Source organism: Streptomyces sp. CCM_MD2014 (assembly GCF_000772045.1).
Classification (GTDB): domain Bacteria; phylum Actinomycetota; class Actinomycetes; order Streptomycetales; family Streptomycetaceae; genus Streptomyces; species Streptomyces salinarius.
In genome coordinates, this window is sequence record NZ_CP009754.1 from 2,216,491 (window position 1) to 2,232,184 (window position 15,694).

At 74.0% G+C, this 15,694-nt stretch carries 12 protein-coding genes; 4 read left to right on the forward strand and 8 right to left on the reverse strand.

What is annotated here, in order from left to right:
- The first annotated feature begins 57 nt into the window (after positions 1–57).
- The gene (locus tag NI25_RS09595) at positions 58–1,317 is read left to right on the forward strand and encodes a cation:proton antiporter (RefSeq protein WP_233520707.1); all 1,260 of its coding nucleotides are present in this window, start codon (positions 58–60) and stop codon (positions 1,315–1,317) included.
- A gap of 53 nt (positions 1,318–1,370) precedes the next feature.
- Here NI25_RS09595 and NI25_RS09600 read toward each other — a convergent pair whose 3' ends face one another.
- The 7 genes from NI25_RS09600 to NI25_RS09630 all read right to left on the reverse strand — a co-directional run bounded on the left by NI25_RS09600 (position 1,371) and on the right by NI25_RS09630 (position 9,437).
- On the reverse strand, positions 1,371–3,944 hold the full coding sequence (locus tag NI25_RS09600; RefSeq protein WP_061442055.1) for a polynucleotide kinase-phosphatase: 2,574 nt from the start codon (positions 3,942–3,944) through the stop codon (positions 1,371–1,373).
- Positions 3,941–5,422 (reverse strand): 3' terminal RNA ribose 2'-O-methyltransferase Hen1, encoded by a 1,482-nt coding sequence (locus tag NI25_RS09605; protein ID WP_061442056.1) that lies wholly within the window; start codon positions 5,420–5,422, stop codon positions 3,941–3,943. The genes NI25_RS09600 and NI25_RS09605 overlap by 4 nt, the downstream gene beginning before the upstream one ends.
- Positions 5,423–5,586: 164 nt before the next feature.
- Positions 5,587–6,510 carry an LLM class F420-dependent oxidoreductase gene (locus NI25_RS09610; protein ID WP_061442057.1) on the reverse strand — a complete coding sequence of 308 codons (924 nt, stop codon included), beginning with the start codon at positions 6,508–6,510 and terminating at the stop codon, positions 5,587–5,589.
- An 81-nt stretch (positions 6,511–6,591) separates the two neighbouring features.
- A complete protein-coding gene (locus tag NI25_RS09615) occupies positions 6,592–7,062 on the reverse strand; it encodes a DUF6099 family protein (RefSeq protein ID WP_061442058.1) in 471 nt (156 codons plus the stop codon).
- A gap of 196 nt (positions 7,063–7,258) precedes the next feature.
- The gene (locus NI25_RS09620) at positions 7,259–7,621 is read right to left on the reverse strand and encodes a nucleotide pyrophosphohydrolase (RefSeq protein WP_061442059.1); all 363 of its coding nucleotides are present in this window, start codon (positions 7,619–7,621) and stop codon (positions 7,259–7,261) included.
- Positions 7,618–8,868: an ATP-binding protein gene (locus tag NI25_RS09625; protein WP_061442060.1), complete on the reverse strand. Its 1,251-nt coding sequence runs from the start codon at positions 8,866–8,868 to the stop codon at positions 7,618–7,620. The genes NI25_RS09620 and NI25_RS09625 overlap by 4 nt, the downstream gene beginning before the upstream one ends.
- A gap of 176 nt (positions 8,869–9,044) precedes the next feature.
- Entirely contained in the window at positions 9,045–9,437 is a 393-nt protein-coding gene (locus tag NI25_RS09630) for a cell division protein SepF (RefSeq protein WP_164412024.1), read from the reverse strand.
- A gap of 209 nt (positions 9,438–9,646) precedes the next feature.
- Here NI25_RS09630 and NI25_RS09635 point away from each other — a divergent pair, with 209 nt between their 5' ends.
- A complete protein-coding gene (locus NI25_RS09635) occupies positions 9,647–12,778 on the forward strand; it encodes an FAD-binding and (Fe-S)-binding domain-containing protein (protein ID WP_061442062.1) in 3,132 nt (1,043 codons plus the stop codon).
- Positions 12,779–12,920: 142 nt separating this feature from the next.
- Here NI25_RS09635 and NI25_RS09640 read toward each other — a convergent pair whose 3' ends face one another.
- Positions 12,921–13,385: a DUF7144 family membrane protein gene (locus NI25_RS09640; protein ID WP_061442063.1), complete on the reverse strand. Its 465-nt coding sequence runs from the start codon at positions 13,383–13,385 to the stop codon at positions 12,921–12,923.
- A gap of 293 nt (positions 13,386–13,678) precedes the next feature.
- On the opposite strand from NI25_RS09640, the gene NI25_RS09645 reads away from it, so the two are divergent.
- Together NI25_RS09645 and NI25_RS09650 are read left to right on the forward strand one after the other, a co-directional pair.
- Positions 13,679–15,028: a chloride channel protein gene (locus tag NI25_RS09645; protein ID WP_061442064.1), complete on the forward strand. Its 1,350-nt coding sequence runs from the start codon at positions 13,679–13,681 to the stop codon at positions 15,026–15,028.
- Between the two features lie 134 nt (positions 15,029–15,162).
- Positions 15,163–15,648 carry a potassium channel family protein gene (locus tag NI25_RS09650; RefSeq protein ID WP_228956378.1) on the forward strand — a complete coding sequence of 162 codons (486 nt, stop codon included), beginning with the start codon at positions 15,163–15,165 and terminating at the stop codon, positions 15,646–15,648.
- Positions 15,649–15,694: the final 46 nt, after the last annotated feature.

Consider the following 15,694-nt stretch of genomic DNA (forward strand, 5'->3'; position numbering starts at 1 on the left):
TCCGGTATCGCTTCCAGTCCAGATGCTCTGAGTCCGGATGCGTTGATCACCCATTTCGTGGGTGCGTCGGCGCTCGTCCTGGTGGCCGCCCACAGCGGCGGCTGGCTGGCCCGGCGGCTCGGGCAGCCGTACATCGTGGGCCAGTTGGCGACGGGCATCGCGCTCGGCCCCTCGTTGCTCGGCAGCACGGCCCCCACGGTGTACGAGGCTCTGTTCCCGGCGGCGATCGGCCCGGCGCTGACCGGTCTCGCGCAGTTCTCGCTGGTGGTGTTCCTGTTCGCGGTGGGCTACGAACTGGACCTGAAGGTGCTCGGTGTCCGGGCGCGCAGCTCGGTGACCGTGGCGCTGGCCTCGTTCGCGGTGCCGATGGCCGTGGGCAGCGGCTGCGCGCTGCTGTTCCGGGGCACGCTGCACGACCTGGGCATGCCGCTGGACCTCTCCCCCGCCATGGTGGTCTTCGCCGGGGTCGCCCTGGCCACGACGGCGGTACCGGTGCTGACGGCCATCGTGCGCGAGAACGGGCTGTCCCGCACGGTTCCCGGGGTGCTGGCCGTCTCCGCCGCCGGGGTGCTGGACGCGCTCTGCTGGACCGTGCTGGCGGGTGCCCTGCTGAACGCGGGCGGCGGCGCCGGAGCGGCCCTCGACTGGCCGTGGCGGGTGGGGCTCACCCTCGGCTACGTCGTCCTGATGGCGTGCGCGGCCCGGCCGCTGCTGCGCCTGCTGCTGTGGCGGACCCGCCTGGAGCCCTCGCTGCGGATGGCGCTGCTCATCGGTTTCGCGCTCGGTTCGGCGTGGGTCACGCACGCGCTGGGGCTGCACGTGATCTTCGGTGCGCTGCTCGCCGGTGTGGTCGTCCCGCGGGAGGAGGGCGGCACGCTCGACCCCGACCTGCTGCGGCCGCTGCTGTCCGTGGCCTCGCTGCTGCTGCCGTTCTTCTTCGTCCTCTCGGGCCAGTCCGTGGCCCTGAACAACATGACAGGCACGGGCTGGGCCGCCCTGTCGGTGGTGACGCTCCTCGCGGTCGTCACGAAGGTCGGCAGCGGGGCGGTGGCGGCCGGCCTGGGCGGCCTCGACCGGCACGACGCGCGGACGGTCGGCATCCTGCTCAACACCCGGGGGCTGACCGAGCTGATCGCCCTCAACGCGGGCCTGGACGCGGGCCTGCTGAGCGCCCCGCTCTACACGGTCCTCGTCTTCATGGCCCTCGCCACGACGCTCCTGACCCAGCCGCTCCTGCGGCTGAACGCCCGGATCGCCACACGCGAACGCCGGCCGGAGTCGGCCCGGTCCACGGCGGTGAAGCCGTACGCCGGGTGACACCGGCCGGCGCACGCCCGCACCGCCGCGGCCGGATCACCGGACCACGGAGGTCACAGCCGCGGGTCCACCGGCTCCGACTCCAGGGCCAGCACCCCGAACACCGCCTCGTGCACGCGCCACAGCGGCTCGCCGTCCGCGAGCCGGTCCAGGGCCTCCAGGCCGAGGGCGTACTCGCGGATCGCCAGGGATCGCTTGTGGTTCAGGAAGCGGTTCCGGAGGCGGGCGAGGTGGTCGGGGCGGGTGTACTCGGGGCCGTAGATGATCCGCAGGTACTCCCGGCCGCGGCACTTGATGCCGGGCTGCACCAGGCGACCCTTCCCGTCGCGTACGAGGGCGCCGACGGGCTTGACCACCATGCCCTCGCCGCCCCGGCCGGTCATCTCCAGCCACCAGTCGACGCCCGCCGCCACCGACTCGGGGTCGCCGGTGTCCACGTACAGCCGGCGGGTGGTCTGGAGCAGGCCGCTGCCGTCGTGCTCGACGATGCGGTCGATGAGGGCGAGCTGCTCGTCGTGCGGCAGTGCGGCCAGGCTGCGGCCCTGGACGGCGAGGATCTGGAACGGGGCCAGGCGGACGCCGTCCAGGCCGTCGGTGGGCCAGCAGTAGCGGCGGTAGGCGTCGGTGAAGGCGGCCGCGTCGGCGGACCGGTCGCGCTGGCGGTCGAGGAGGTCCTGCACTTCGACGCCGCGCGCCGCGGCACCCTCCAGCGCGGTCAGCACGCCCGGGAACACCGCGCCGGAGGCGGCGCCCACGGCGGCGTACTGGGAGCGCAGCAGCCCGGCGGCCTTGAGCGACCACGGCATCAGCTCGGTGTCCAGCAGCAGCCAGTCGGTGGCCAGTTCGTCCCACAGACCGGCCTCCCCGATCGCCGTGCGCAGCCGGTCGAGGATCTCCTCGGTGGCGGACGCGTCGTCGAGGAAGGGGCGGCCGGTACGGGTGTACAGGGACCCGGTGATGCCGCCGTCGACGCCGAAGCGGGCGCGGGCCGCCTCCGCGTCGCGGCAGACCAGGACCACCGCCCGGGAGCCCATGTGCTTCTCCTCGCACACCACCCGGGCGACGCCGTCCGCCGCGTACTGCGCGAAGGCCTCCTTCGGGTGCTCCAGGTAGCCGTCCACGCCCGAGGTGGCGGTCGGTGCCATGGTCGGCGGGAGGTACGGCAGCAGGCGGGGGTCGGTGGCGAAGCGGCTCATGACCTCCAGGGCGGCCGCCCCGTTCTCCTCGCGCACGGTGATCCGCCCGGCGTGCCGGGTCTCCACCACCCGTCGGCCCTGGACGTCGGCCAGGTCCAGCGGGCGGCCGTCGTGCCCGCCGGGTGCCTCGGCACGCAGCGGCCTGGCCGGCTCGTACCAGACCCGCTCGGCCGGTACGTCGACGATCTCCCGCTCCGGCCAGCGCAGCGCGGTGAGCCTGCCGCCGAACACGGCGCCGGTGTCCAGGCAGATGGTGTTGTTCAGCCAGGTGGCCTCCGGGACCGGGGTGTGGCCGTAGACGACGGCCGCGCGGCCCCGGTAGTCCTCGGCCCACGGGTAGCGCACGGGCAGGCCGAACTCGTCGGTCTCGCCGGTGGTGTCGCCGTACAGGGCGTGGCTGCGGACCCGGCCGGAGGTGCGGCCGTGGTACTTCTCGGGCAGACCGGCGTGGCAGACCACCAGTCTGCCGCCGTCGAGGACGTAGTGGCTGACCAGGCCGTCGATGAACTCCCGCACCTCGGCGCGGAACTCCTCGCTCTCCCCCTCCATCTGCTCGATGGTCTCGGCGAGTCCGTGGGTGTGCTGGACCTTGCGGCCCTTCAGGAAGCGGCCGTACTTGTTCTCGTGGTTGCCGGGGACGCACAGGGCGTTGCCCGACGTGACCATGGACATCACACGGCGCAGCACGCCCGGGCTGTCGGGGCCGCGGTCGACCAGGTCGCCGACGAAGACGGCGGTGCGGCCGTCGGGGTGGACGCCGTCGGTGTAGCCGAGCTTGGCGAGCAGGGTCTCCAGTTCGGCGGCGCAGCCGTGGATGTCACCGATGATGTCGAAGGGGCCGGTGAGGTGGGTGAGGTCGTTGAACCGCTTCTCGGTGACGACGGTGGCGTGCTCCACCTCCGCGACGCCGCGCAGCACGTGCACCTTGCGGAAGCCCTCGCGCTCCAGGTGGCGCAGGGAGCGGCGGAGTTCGCGGGTGTGGCGCTGGACGACCCGGCGGGGCATGTCGGCGCGGTCGGTGCGGCCGGCGTTGCGCTCGGCGCAGACCTGCTCGGGCACGTCGAGCACGATGGCGATGGGCAGCACGTCGTGCTCCCTGGCCAGGCCGATCAGCTGACGGCGGGCGTCCTGCTGCACGTTGGTCGCGTCGACGACGGTGCGGCGGCCGGCGGCGAGCCGCTTGCCCGCGATGTAGTGCAGGACGTCGAAGGCGTCGCGGCTGGCGCTCTGGTCGTTCTCGTCGTCGGCGACCAGGCCCCGGCAGAAGTCGGAGGAGATGACCTCGGTCGGCTTGAAGTGGCGCCGGGCGAAGGTGGACTTGCCGGAGCCGGAGGCGCCGATCAGCACGACGAGGGAGAGGTCGGTGACGGGCAGGGCGCGGGCCCGCGCGGGGGTGGCGTCGGTGGTGCCGGTGGTGTCCGCGGTGCTCATGCGGCCTTCGCCTCCTTCTCGGTCGCGGTGCCGGCCGGGGTGTCGAGGGTGAACAGGGCCAGCTGGGTGGGCGGGCCCACCTCGGGGTCGTCGGGTCCGACGGGGCGGAACTCCACGTCGTAGCCGTGCCGCTCGGCGACCGCCCGGGCCCAGGTGCGGAACTCCTCGCGGGTCCACTCGAAGCGGTGGTCCCGGTGGCGGACGTGACCGGCGGGCAGGGTCTCCCACCGCACGTTGTACTCGACGTTGGGGGTGGTGACGACGACGGTGCGGGGGCGGGCCGCGCCGAAGACGGCGTACTCCAGGGCGGGCAGCCGGGGCAGGTCGAGGTGCTCGATCACCTCGCTCAGCACGGCGGCGTCGTACCCCGTCAGACGCTTGTCGGTGTAGGCGAGGGAGCCCTGGAAGAGCCGGACGCGGGCGGCCTGCCGCTCGCCCATGCGGTCCAGCTTGAGCCGCCGGGAGGCGATGGTGAGCGCGCGCACCGACACGTCCACGCCGGCGATCTCGGTGAACCGCGGCTCCTTGAGCAGCTCGCGCACCAGCTGTCCCTCGCCGCAGCCGAGGTCGAGGACGCGGGCGGCGGCGCGGTCGCGCAGCGCGGTGAGGATCGCCTCGCGGCGCTGTACGGCGAGCGGGGTGGGCTTCGCCTCCTGCTCGGCCTCCGCCTCGACGGCGTTGTCGATCTCCTCGACCTCGCTGTCGTCGGTCTCGGCCAGCCGGATCAGCTCCAGCCGGTCCATCGCCTCACGGGTCAGGGACCAGCGGCGGGACAGGTAGCGGCTGGTGATCAGCTTCTGCTCGGGGTGGCCGGGCAGCCAGCCCTCTCCGGCCCGCAGCAGCTTGTCGACCTCGTCCGGGGCGACCCAGTAGTGCTTGGCGTCGTCGAGCACGGGGAGGAGGACGTACAGGTGGCGCAGGGCGTCGGAGAGGGTGAGGGTCTCGGACTCCAGCACGAGCCGGACGTAGCGCGAGTCGCCCCACTCGGGGAACTCGGTGTCCAGGGGGACCGCCTCGACGGCGACCGCCCAGCCGAGCGGCTCGAACAGGCGCCGTACCAGGTCGGGGCCGCCGCGGGCGGGCAGCGCCGGGATCTCGACGCGCAGCGGGAGCGGCCGGGCGGCGCGCTCGGGGCGGGCCTTGCACACGCCGCGCATGGCGCTGGAGAAGACGTTGCTCAGCGCGACGGCGAGCAGCGACGAGGCCGCGTACGGGCGGTCGTTGACGTACTGGGCGAGGGCGGCGTCGGGGGCGCCGCCGCGGCCCTTGCCCTTGCCGCGCCTGACCAGCGCCACCGGATCGACCTCCAGCAGCAGCGCCGCCGTGCAGCGCTGTTCCTCCGCCTCGGGGTAGAGCACGTGAGCCGTGCCGAAGGAGGTGGAGAACGCCTGCGCCTTCTCGGGATGCTTGTGCAGCAGGAAACCGAGGTCGGTCGCGGGGTGCTCGGCGTTGCCGGTGGTGGTGATGGTCAGGAACATGGGCCTCTCCGGCCGGGTCGGCGGTGCAACGGACGACTGCTGACGCCGTACGCGCGGGAGCCCCCGGGGCGGTACCCCGAGGGCTCCGGCGAAGCGACGGTCATACGATCGCACAGGGCGGGTGACCGGCGCCTTCGGTTATTCGGCCGTGCGGCAGGGACGGTTCAGGTCAGCTGCGACTGGACCTGGGCGGAGATCAGCTCCAGGTGGTCCAGGTCGTCGAGGTCGAGGATCTGGAGGTAGATCCGCTGGGCGCCGGCCTCGGCGTAGCGGCCGATCTTCTCGACGACCTCGGCAGGGGAGCCCGCGAGGCCGTTGGCCTTCAGCTCCTCGACCTCGCGGCCGATGACGGCGGCGCGGCGGGCGACCTCGGCGTCGTCCTTGCCGACGCAGGCGACGAGGGCGTTGGAGTAGGTGAGCGCGTCGGCCGCGCGGCCGGCCGCCTCGGCGGCGGCGCGCACCCGGCCGAACTGGCGGGCGGTGTCCTCGAGGGAGGCGAACGGCATGTTGAACTCGTCGGCGTACTGGCCGGCCAGCCGCGGGGTGCGGGTGGCGCCGTGGCCGCCGATGAGCACGGGCACCTTGGCCTGCGCGGGCTTGGGCAGCGCGGGCGAGTCCGTGAGGTCGTAGAACTTCCCGTGGAAGTCGAAGGTCTTGCCGGTCTCGGTGGCCCACAGACCGGTGACGATCGCCAGCTGCTCCTCCAGACGGCCGATCTTCTCCTTCGGGAAGGGGATGCCGTACGCCTTGTGCTCCTCCTCGAACCAGCCGGCGCCCAGGCCCAGCTCGACGCGGCCGCCGGACATCTGGTCGACCTGGGCGACCTGGATGGCGAGGACGCCGGGCAGCCGGAAGGTGCCCGCGGTCATCAGGGTGCCGAGGCGGATGCGCTTGGTCTCCCGGGCGAGGCCGGCGAGGGTGATCCAGGCGTCGGTGGGGCCGGGAAGGCCGTCCACTGCGCCCATGCGGAGGTAGTGATCGCTGCGGAAGAAGGCGTCGAAGCCCAGGTCCTCGGTGGCCTTGGCCACGGTGAGCAAGGTGTCGTAGGTGGCCCCCTGCTGGGGCTCGGTGAAGATACGGAGATCCATGTCTTCCATCCTGCCTGCTCGGCGCGGGTGTCGGGCACAGGCTCCGGTCGCGGCGCGCGGAACGCGGGACGCCGTGGAGCGCTAGCCCGCCTCCCGCTCCGGTAAGTGCGCGTCGCGGTCCGCCAGTTTGCGCAGCATCTCCAGGACCCGGTCCCGTGACTCGTCGGCCGCGTCGATGGCCTCCATGCACTGCCAGTACGTTGCCTCGTCGGCGGCGGCGCAGGCGACGCCCACGAGGGCGATGCCGGTCTCGCCGAGCAGGGTGCCCAGGCGCATCAGGGCCTGCCGGGCGTCGCCCAGTTCGGTGAGCTGGGCGGCGCGCAGCTCACCCGGGGGCAGCTGCGGCGTGCCCAGCACGCCGCAGCCCCGGCCCGCCAGCTCGGTCAATCCGATGGCCTCGCCCCGCAGTTCCGGTGGTCCGTACACCGCCAGCCGGCTGCCGATCGCCTGGGCGAGGGCCTGCACCTGCCACACCTCCGCCAGGACCTCCGGCACCTCGCCGCCGGCGGCCAGGGCGCGCCCACTCGTCACGATGAGCCGCACAGCGTCCATGCGCTGCCCCCGTCTGTTCCGACGCGCGCGCGGCGCGTCCGCCCGAACTCCGTTGTCCACTACCCAGAGTGAAGGCGTGTGGGGCGAAAAGCTAGAGGAAGGCGGAAATCTTCGGACACCATATTGATTTCTGTCCTGATCCCGACTGCGGAGAGTGATAACGGAGTCGTTGACTCCTCCCCGCTCAGCCTCCCGGTCAGCCTTCCGGTTCCCCCGCCGCGGGGGGTGCGCCGGGCACGGGGAACCGGGATTCGTTCCGCTCGATCTTCGCCTCCAGCGCGGCCAGCGGGTCGACGCCGAGCACCTCGCAGAACTGGAGGAGGTACGCCAGGACGTCGGCGACCTCGTCCCGGACCCGGTGGGCGGTGTCCGGGTCGGACATCACGCGGGCCGACTGCTCCGGCGTCAACCACTGGAAGATCTCCAGGAGTTCGGAGGCCTCCACGCTCAGGGCCGCAGCCAGGTTCTTGGGCGTGTGGTACGGCTGCCAGTCGCGGGCGGCGGCGAACTCGGCCAGCCTGCGCCGCAGGGCCGGAAGGTCACGGGGATGATCGGTCACGGCTCCAGGTGTACCACCGTGACGCCGCCCGGCCCCTCCCCTGCCGCCGTCCCCGCGTCACCGGCCGTCCCGACCGCTCCGGCCGCCCACGAGGCGTCGGCGACCGCTCCGACGAAGCGGATGTGCCCGCGGTCGCACATCCGCGCCGCCAGCCGGAGCAGTTCGGCGCGCTGGGCCGCGTCCAGCCCGCGGTCGAAGCCGTCGGCGAGGACGGTGAGCGTCTGCAGGGCGGCGGGGACCTCGCCGGCCGGGTCGACCTCCAGCACGCCGGGGCCGGTGAACAGCACGAGCGCGAGGGCGAGGTAGCGCAGTTCGCCGTAGCCGAGGCGGGCGAGGCCCGTGCGGGTGCCGTCGCCCCGGTCGATCAGCGCCCGGACCACACCGCCGACGTCCGGTTCGGCCAGGACGTCCGCGACGGGACCCGCGCATCCGGTGCGTACCGCCGCGACGAACTGCGCGTGCCGCCGGCCGCACTCGACTCGGGTGCGCCACAGCACGTCGGCGAGGTTGTCGCAGCCGCCCAGCAGACGCCCCGAGCCGGTGGGCACGGGCTCGCGCATCCGGCCCGGCCGCGGGTCGCAGGCGAAGACGGAGCGCAGGGCGACCACCATCTGCTCGGCCGCCGCCAGCACTCTGCGCTGCCCGTCCGTCTTGCCGGCCACCCGCAGCGGCAGCAGCGGGGTGCCGAGCCGGTCGTCCGGCAGGGGGGCGCGGGTCACGGGCGCCGACCCGGCGGTGTGCCAGGCCGCCTGCACGGCACGGCGGCCCGGGTCGCGCAGGGCCGTCTCGAGGAGCACGACGCCGTCCGCCGACAGCCTCTCCCCCACGATGCGCAGTTCGGGCTCGGCCTGCACGGCGACGTCCAGGTGCACCGGTCCCTCGGCCCCGTCGGCCGTGCAGCCGATGCGGAAGCCCCGGCGGCGCTGGGCGTCGGGCCGGGCCCGCTCGGGCACGCAGGCACCGGGGTCCGGGAACACCGCGCCGAGTTCCGCGCCGCCGCCGAGCCGGGCCAGGGCGTCGTAGGCCCTGAGCGCGCTGGTCTTGCCGCTGCCGCTAGGCCCGGCGAGCAGGGTGAGCGGCCCGAGCCGCAGCACGGAGCGCCGGTGCCCGGCGAAGGCGGCCAGCCTCAACTGGGTGACGCGGGGCCGGTCGGGAAGCGCCACGACGGAGGCCGGTGGCGCGGAGGAGCGGGGTAATCCGGGCGGTGCCGGTGACGGGGAGGACGCAGGTGACGTTGACGCTGCCATATGCGGACCGTAGGACTCCGCCGGACGGCGAACCGTTTTGCCCGGACGGCTTTCCTACGATCGGGGGACCGCCCGGTCAGAACCGGGGGCGGCCCTCACTCTCCGGGATCACCTGCGCCCTCCGGGATCACCGGCGTCCTCCCTGGCCACCGGCATCCCCGGGGACCTCGGAGCCGTCACATCCCGGGGACTCCCACCGCGCCCTCCATCAGTCCGTTCACCTCGGTCCCCGCGGGGGTCAGCAGGAAGACGTTGCGGTCGACCCGGTGCATCCCGCTGGCCAGGCCGAAGACGACGCCGGTACTGAAGTCCAGGACGCGCTTGGCGACCTCGCCCTCGGCGCTGGTCAGGTCCAGGAGGACCGGGATGCCCGCCATCAGGGTCTCGGCGACCTCGCGGGCGTCCGCGAACACGTTGACCCGCAGCACGACGAACCGGCGGCGCCGCTCCGTCTCCGCCTCCGGCATCGCCCGGTGACCGACCGCCGACGGCCAGGCGTCGCGCCCGCGCAAGGGAACGACCTGGGCGAGCCCTTCCCACTGTTCATCGGTGACGTCGTGGCTGTTCACCGGCTCCCCCCGATTCCACTCGCCTTCATTGCGTGCACCAGCCAATTCTTACGCCAAGTCACCCGTTCGGCCCAACAGCGACACGGATGGCGACGCTCCGTGTCCGGTGATTGCCCGGTGCCGGGCGGGGTACTCAGCGACGGCCGTCGTGTCCGGGCGGGTGCCGCCGACGCGCCGGCGGCCGTACACCGCCACACGGAGGAGTGCCCATGGGTGCGCTGGACCTGCCCGAACCCGTCACGCGGGAAGGGGCACCGCCGCCGGTGGACACCGAGGGGCTGCGGGCGGCCCTGAGCGAGCGGGTGGACGGTGAGATCCGCTTCGACGCCGGGAGCCGGGCCGCGTACTCCACGGACGCGTCGAACTTCCGGCAGACCCCCATCGGCGTGGTCGTCCCGCGCACCCCGGAGGCCGGGGCCGAAGCGGTGGCCGTGGCGCGGGAGTTCGGCGCGCCCGTGCTCTCGCGCGGCGGCGGGACGAGCCTGGCCGGGCAGTGCACCAACGCGGGCGTGGTCCTCGACTGGTCCAAGTACTGCACGCGGGTGGAGTCGGTGGACCCCGACGCCCGCACCTGCGTCGTACAGCCCGGGATCGTGCTCGACGACCTGAACCGGCAGCTCGCGCCGTACGGCCTGCGGTACGGGCCCGAGCCCGCCACGCACCCCAACTGCACCATCGGCGGCATGATCGGCAACAACTCGTGCGGCGCCACCGCACAGGCGCACGGCAAGGTCGTCGACAACATCGCCCGCCTGGAGGTGCTGCTGTACGACGGCACCCGCTTCTGGTGCGGGGAGACCGGCGACGAGGAGTACGCGGAGATCGAGCGGCAGGGCGATCTGCGGGCGACCGTGTACCGGCGGCTGCGCGCACTGCGCGACACCTACGGGGACGAGGTGCGCCGCCGCTTCCCGGACATTCCGCGCCGGGTCTCCGGCTACAACCTGGACTCGTTGCTGCCCGAGTACGGCTTCGACGTGGCCGGGCTGCTGGTGGGCAGCGAGTCGACGCTGGTCACCGTCCTGCGGGCGGAGCTGGAACTGGTGCCGGTGGTGAAGGAGCGCTCCCTGCTGGTGCTGGGGTTCGACAGCATCGACAAGGCCGCCGACGCGGTGCCGGAGATCCTGCCGCACGAGCCGATCGCGCTGGAGGGCGTCGACGCCCGGCTGGTCCGCGACGAGCGGATCAAGCACCTGAACGAGGAGGCGCTGGCCGAGATGCCCGAGGGCAACGCCTACCTGATGGTGCAGTTCGGAGGGGACACCGTCGAGGAGGCCGACGCGCGGGCGCACCGGATGCTGGAGGCGGTGCGCCGCTCGGAGCACGACGCCGACTGCGCGTTCCTGGACGACCCGGGACACGAGCAGGACCTGTGGCAGGTGCGCGAGGCCGGGCTCGGCGCCACCGCGCACATCCCGGGCAGGCCCGACACCTTCGAGGGCTGGGAGGACTCGGCGGTCTCCCCCGACCGGCTGGGCGACTACCTGCGGCGCCTGCGGGCCCTGTTCGAGGAGTTCGGGTATCTGAGCGACACCGGCCCGAGCCTCTACGGCCACTTCGGGCAGGGGTGCGTGCACACGCGCATCCCGTTCGACCTCTACACGGCGGACGGGGTGGCGACGTACCGGCGGTTCATGGAGCGGGCGGCCGATCTCGTCGTCGAGTTCGGCGGCTCGCTCTCCGGCGAGCACGGGGACGGACAGAGCCGGGGCGAGCTGCTGTCGCGGATGTTCGGGGACCGGCTCGTCGAGGCGTTCGGGCGGCTGAAGGCGGTCTTCGACCCGCTGGACCGGATGAACCCGGGGAAGGTCGTCGCGCCGTACGGGCTGGACGAGAATCTGCGTCTGGGAGGTGACTGGGCCCCGTTCGAGCCGCGCGACCTGCGCTTCGGGTTCCCGCACGACGGGGGTTCGTTCTCGCAGGCGGCCAACCGCTGCGTCGGCGTCGGGAAGTGCCGGCAGCACACCAGCGACGGCACGGTGATGTGCCCGTCGTACCAGGTGACCCGGGAGGAGGAGCACTCGACGCGGGGGCGGGCCCGGCTGCTGTTCGAGATGCTCGACGGGCACGGCGACGGCGCGATCCGGGACGGCTGGCGTTCGGAGGCGGTCAAGGACGCCCTCGATCTGTGCCTGGCCTGCAAGGGCTGCAAGAAGGACTGTCCGGCGGACGTGGACATGGCCACGTACAAGGCGGAGTTCCTGTCCCACCACTACGCGGGCCGGCCGTGGCGCAGGCCGCGCTCGGACTGGTCGATGGGCTGGCTGCCCGCGCTCGCGCAGGTGGTGGGCCGCACCCGGCTGGGGCCGGTCGTCAACGCGCTCACGCACGCCCCGCTGCTGTCGAAGGCCGCGGTGCTGGTGGCAGGGGTGGCGGACCGGGAGGTGCCGCTGTTCGCGGACCGGACCTTCGAACAGTGGTTCGCGGACCACGAGCCGGAGGGCGACGGACACCGCGGCTCGGTGCTGCTGTGGCCGGACACGTTCACCAACCACTTCCACCCGCACATCGGGCGGGCGGCGGTACGAGTCCTCGAACACGCGGGCTGGCGGGTGCGGCTGCCGGGCGAGCCGCTGTGCTGCGGGCTGACCTGGATCTCCACCGGACAGCTCGGTACGGCTCAGAGGGTCCTCACCCGGACCGTGCGGGGCCTGGCCGAGCACGTCCGGTCGGGCGGCCTGGTCGTGGCGCTGGAGCCGAGCTGCACGGCCGTGTTCCGGGCGGACGCGGGCGAGTTGTTCCCCGGCGACCAGGACGTACGCCGGCTGGCCGAGCAGACGGTCACGCTTTCGGAGCTGCTGACCGAGCACTCCCCCGGCTACGAACCGCCGCGGGTGCCCGAGCGGTCCGCGCGTGCGCTGGCCCAGGTGCACTGCCACCAGCACGCGGTACTGGGCTGGGAGGCCGACCGGGAGCTGTTGCGCCGGGCCGGTGTGGACGCGGAACGGCTGGACTCCGGCTGCTGCGGGCTGGCGGGCAACTTCGGCTTCGAGCGCGGCCATCTGGACGTCAGCGAGGCGTGCGCGGAGCGGGTGCTGCTGCCCCGGCTGCGGGAGGAGGACGAGTCGACCGTCGTCCTCGCCGACGGGTTCAGCTGCCGCACCCAGATCCACGAGTTCGACAGCGGCGGCCACGAGGGCGTGCACCTGGCGGAGTTGCTGGCCTCGGCCCTGCCGGGCGGCCCCGAGGTCGCGGGCAGCGCGTACGGCGTCGCGCCGGGCGTCCGTCCGGGAGGCCCGAGCCGCCGGGCCCGGATGCTGGCCCTCGCGGGCACGGCGGCGGCCGCGGCGGGCACCGCGGGGGCGGCGGCGGTCCTGGCCCGGAGCCTGCGCCGCCGCTGAGCCTGCGCGGGGGGGGCTGCCGCCCAGGTGGCCCAGCCCGGTGTCCGGAAGCTCCCCCGGGCCAACCGCCCGGGCCACGGCGGTCACCGCCGCAGACGCGGGGTGACCGCCGTGGCCCGGGGCGACCGCCGGGGGCGCGGTCTCAGACGCGGGAGGAGCTCTCCTGCCGCCTGGCCAGGGCCCAGATCACGAACACGTCGATCGCCATCATGATCACGGACCAGACGGGCGAGTACGGCAGGAACAGGAACTGGGCGATCAGGCTCAGCGAGGCCAGGACGATGCCCGCCATACGCGCCCAGGCCATGTCCTTGAGCAGGCCGTATCCGGTGATGAACACGAGGGCGCCGAGGATGACGTGGAGGATCCCCCAGCCGGTGAGGTTCATCTCGTAGACGTAGGTGCCGATGCGGGCGTAGACGTCGTCCTCGGCGATGGCCGCGATGCCCTGCAGGACGGCGAGGGCGCCGTTCAGCAGCAGCAGTACGCCCGCGAAGACGACGCCGCCGGTCACCCAGCCGCTGGCGCGGTCGCCCGAGCGCTGTGCCCAGGAGGCGTCGCCGCCGTGGGACGGCCGGCCGGGAGAGGGTTCGGCGTGCTGGCTCATGAGCGGAGTCCTTTCTGTGTCCCCCGTACGGGGCGGCTGCCCACCGGCGCCGACGGCACCGACAGGTCTGTTAGAGCCTGCGGGCGTCCGCGGTCCCCGGCCACGTGGGTCCGCCGGACGGGTGAACCGCCCTCGGGCGTGCGCATGCGGGTGCCCGCCGACTGGCGTTGACTGAGGCCACCCGCGGCCACGGGTGACGCGAGGGCCGGGGCGGAAGAAGGAGGGCGTGTGACGAGTCGGCCGCTGCCCCGGCGGGGCCCGCTGTCCGGGCGCGGACGGCGCGCACGGGTTCCGTGACCGCGCCGGCGAACGCCGTTCCGGACCGGGCCGAGCAGTCGCTGCGGCAGACCCTGCTCAGCCCCGGCTACCGGCGGCTGTTGCTGCTGTGCGTGCTGCTCGGCGTTCCCATCGCGCTGGCCTGCTTCTTCTTCGTCGGGCTCCAGCACGAGTTGCAGCACTGGGTGTGGACGTCGCTGCCCGAGGCGGCCGGTTACGACACCCCGCCCTGGTGGTGGCCGCTGCCCGCGCTGTTCCTGGCCGGGCTGATCCTGGCGCCGATCGTGACCCGGATGCCGGGCGGCGGCGGCCATCTGCCGGTGAACGGCCTGGGCGGCGCGCCCGTCGGCCCCCGTGCCCTGCCCGGCGCGGTGCTCGCCGCGCTGGCCACGCTGCCGCTCGGCGTCGTACTGGGCCCGGAGGCCCCGCTCATGGCGGTCGGCAGCGGGCTCGCCCTGCTGGCGCTGCGGCGGGCGGGCGCGGGCGCGGACCAGCGGGCCAGCGCGATCCTCGCCACGGCCGGCTCCACCGCCGCGATCTCCACCATCCTCGGCGGCCCGATCGCGGCGGCGGTCCTGCTCGTCGAGGGGGCGGGGCTCGCCGGGACGCAGCTGGTCGCGCTGCTGCTGCCCTGTCTGCTGGCCAGCGCGACGGGCGCCCTGGTCTTCACCGGCTTCGGGCAGTGGACGGGGCTGAAGATCGGCGCGCTGGCCCTGCCCGAGCTGCCGCCGCAGGCCGGTCCCGACGCGGGCGACTTCCTGTGGGGCCTCCCCACGGCCGCCCTGATCGCCGTACTGGTCACGCTGGCCCGCGGGCTGGGGCACCGCACGGTCACCTGGACCCGACACCGCACGGCGGCCCGCACCGTCGTCTGCGCCACCGCGGTCGGCGTCTGTGTCGCCGCGTACGCGCTGATCACGGGCCGTTCCCCGGCCGGGGCCGCGCTGTCCGGGCAGGCCACCCTCGCCGAGCTGGCCGCGCACCCGCACGCCTGGTCCGTGGGGGCGCTCGTCGCGCTGGTCGCGTGCAAGGGGCTGGCCTGGGGCATCGCGCTGGGCGCCCTGCGCGGCGGCCCGATCTTCCCGTCCGTGCTGCTGGGCGCGGCGACCGCCCTGGCCTGTTCCGGCCTGCCCGGATTCGGCGCGGCCCCGGCCCTCGCCCTCGGCATCTCCGCCGCGGCGGCCGCGGTGACGGGGCTGCCGCTGGCCAGCGCGGTCCTGGCGGTGCTGCTGATGGGGCGGGACGCCCACGACCAGATGCCGCTGATCGTCATGGCCTCGGTCGTCGCCTTCGTCGTCGCCCAGCTGGTGCGCCGGGACGGCCCGGGAGCGGGCGGGGCGCCGCCGACGGGAGCGGCGGAACGGTGACCGACCCGACCGGCCCTGAAGACCCCGGCCCCACGGACCGGACGGACCCCGCGGCCCGCGAGGCCCCCGCGGACGGAACGGACGGCCGGGACGCCCACCGCCGTACCGGCCGGGACGCCGTCGGGCCCTGGCTCGTGCGGGTCGGGATCGCGGCCGCCGTGGTCGTCGCCTACTTCCTGCTCCCCCTCGACCACCTGGGTCCTCAACGCCCCGTGCTGAGCTGGGTGCTGTTCGCCGTCCTGCTGACCGTCGTGGCCGTCCTGCTGCTCCGGCAGATCCGGCACGTGCTCCTCGACCGTCCGGACAGCCGGCCCGGCGTGGTCATCTCCCTGCTGATCGTCCTGTCCGTGCACGTCTTCTCGGCGGCGTACTACACCCTGGCCAAGCAGCCGGGCGAGTTCAGCGGGCTGCACACCAGGATCGACGCCCTGTACTTCACCGTGGTGACGCTCGCCACCGTCGGGTACGGCGACATCACCCCGCGGGGCCAGGCCGCGCGGGTCGTGACCGTCCTGCAGATCACGTACAGCTTCGTCTTCCTCACGGCGGCCGCCACCGCGCTGACCACCCGGATGCGGGACATGGTGGTCCGACGGCCCGAGCGGGGCCGCTTCCGCTGAGGCGGGCCTTGAAACTGCCGCCGCGTCACCTCCTGGCCTCGGTCGC